General features: G+C 69.4%; 2 protein-coding genes and 1 pseudogene. All 3 read right to left on the bottom strand.

The features are described 5' to 3' along the window. Nucleotides 1-184, bottom strand: a pseudogene (locus WAX14_RS03570) (hypothetical protein); the annotation flags it as partial. A 93-nt stretch (nucleotides 185-277) separates the two neighbouring features. Continuing rightward, nucleotides 278-1261, bottom strand: a complete 984-nt coding sequence (locus WAX14_RS03565; RefSeq protein ID WP_422626718.1) for a diiron oxygenase — start codon at nucleotides 1259-1261, stop codon at nucleotides 278-280. After that, the coding region (locus WAX14_RS03560) for a prephenate dehydrogenase dimerization domain-containing protein (protein WP_422626717.1) at nucleotides 1261-1976 on the bottom strand (716 nt) is incomplete at its 5' end. The genes WAX14_RS03560 and WAX14_RS03565, both read right to left, overlap by 1 nt.

The following is a 1976-nucleotide window of genomic DNA, read 5'->3' as shown; positions in this document are numbered from 1 at the left end:
GCGCAGCAGCGGACGCTGCATCGGTCACCGGAGCGGCCGCACTCGACGCACCCGGCGGGCTGTTCGCTGCGTCCGCGTCCCGCTTCCGGCGCTCGCGCCAAGCCCGGGCGCGTTCGGCACTGTTCGCGTACTGCTTCGGGCGGCCACCGTTCGCCGGGCTCCGACCGATCGGGGTTTCGTTCACTCGACGGCCCTTCTCGCCGAACGATCGTTCGCGACATTCCCGTCCGAACGCAAACGATCGTTCGAGGTGGTGTGCGTGTCGAACTCGCGCAAATTACCAGTCGATATGCAGATCGTTCGCGACTCCGAGTTCGGTACACAACGACCGAATCGCACTGCAATCCTGCACGACACGATCCGCTGCGGCAGCACGTGCGGTCTCGGCGATCAACTCCTGCGCACCGGGAATGCGTTCGTGTCCGACGATCGACGCCCACGTTTCGGTGTCGCTCCCGGTGAACGCGACGATGCCGGCGGCGAGGGCGTCGAGCAGTACCCGACGATCGGTGCGTCCCAGCTCCGCGAAGACGATCTTCAGCACTTCCGCCGCGAGCGACGAATGGCACAACTCGTCCCGTCGATGCAATGCCACGGTCGCGCGGTTGACCGGTTGCAGGGTGTCGTCCTCGGTCAGCAACGCCAGGTAGGCGCTGATCGAGGTTTCTGCGACGGTGGTGAAGGCGAGACGGACCAGTGCCTCGGCGCGGGGGGAGTCCGCCCGTGCGACCGCATCCCGGTGTGCGCGCACGGTCCGGGAGGCGGGCAGCGCCGCGTCCGGCAGCGCCCAACCGCGACGCCGACGGATCAGCGCACTCGCCTGGTGATGCATCAACGTGTGGTACTGCTCGTCGACCATTGCCTGCATCACCCCCAGCACGACCGTGTCGTGCAGGCCGATCCCCAGGATGTCGGAGGTGACCGAAGCGAACCCGGGATTGACGACGAACTGCTCGATGTCGACGACATTCTTGTTGTAGGCGATCCACGCCCAGGCGCGGAGGCGGGCCCGGCCTGCGGCGTCGAGATCACGGTAGCGCCGGTGGGTGTGGAACGGGATCAGCACATCGGGGTAGTCACGGCGTGCGGGATCGAACAGGTCGTCGAGGTCGGGCTCACGCTTCTTGACGGTGGCACGGACACCCCAGGATCGGGTCAGCGCGCGGATCACAGCATTCTCCACGGGATCTGCAGGATTGTGGTCGGGCAACGACGGGGGACGCAGGTGGGCCCGCAGCGCGCCGAATTCGGGTTCGGCCATCACGACACCCCGGTTTCCCCCGGCACGGGTCGATCCGGCGTCGGCGGTAGGTCCGCGAACAGGTGCGCGCACATCCGACCGTAGTGCCCGGTGCGGTCGCCGAGCGGTCGCCGCGCGCGTGCCAACACCGCGCCGAACGCGGCCGGGTCCGCGGCGACCGCAGCCTCGAGTTCGTCGAGTCCGTCACGCAACGCACGCCGCGCCGCACCGGCATAAGGGTTCTCCGCCTGCACGTCCCGGTACACCTCCGGTGCGCCGGTACCCACGCGCGCGAGCAACGCCCGCATCAGCACATGCGGAGGCGGAGCGGTCACCGCGGACACGTCCGGGACCCGGAGCCGATCCAACGCCAACCCGAACGCCAGCACCGCGGCGTGTGTGAGGGCCTGGGTCGCCGCGGTCACCCGATCGTGCTCGTCGGCGGACAGTTCCACCACCTGCGCACCCCAGCGGGTCAGGTCCGCGACGAATCCGGACACCGCCGGCCCACGCTGATGCGCGACCACGACGACGGGCCTGCCGGCCAGCCCCAGCGAGGGCGCAAACATCGGATTGACACCGAGCGCCTGCACCGTCGGGGCGTGGGCGTGCAGCGCGCCGGGCACCGCCGACTTCACCGACAACGTTTCGACGAGCAACGTGCCCGGGGCGAGAAGCCCCCCGAGCACGGGAATCGCCGCCACCGCCACCGGTTCCGGGACGGCCAGCACCACGG

Source organism: Rhodococcus sp. (in: high G+C Gram-positive bacteria) (assembly GCF_049299235.1).
GTDB lineage: Bacteria > Actinomycetota > Actinomycetes > Mycobacteriales > Mycobacteriaceae > Rhodococcus.
The sequence above is the reverse complement of the archived record's forward strand: the minus strand, read 5'-3'. Positions and strand labels throughout refer to the sequence as shown.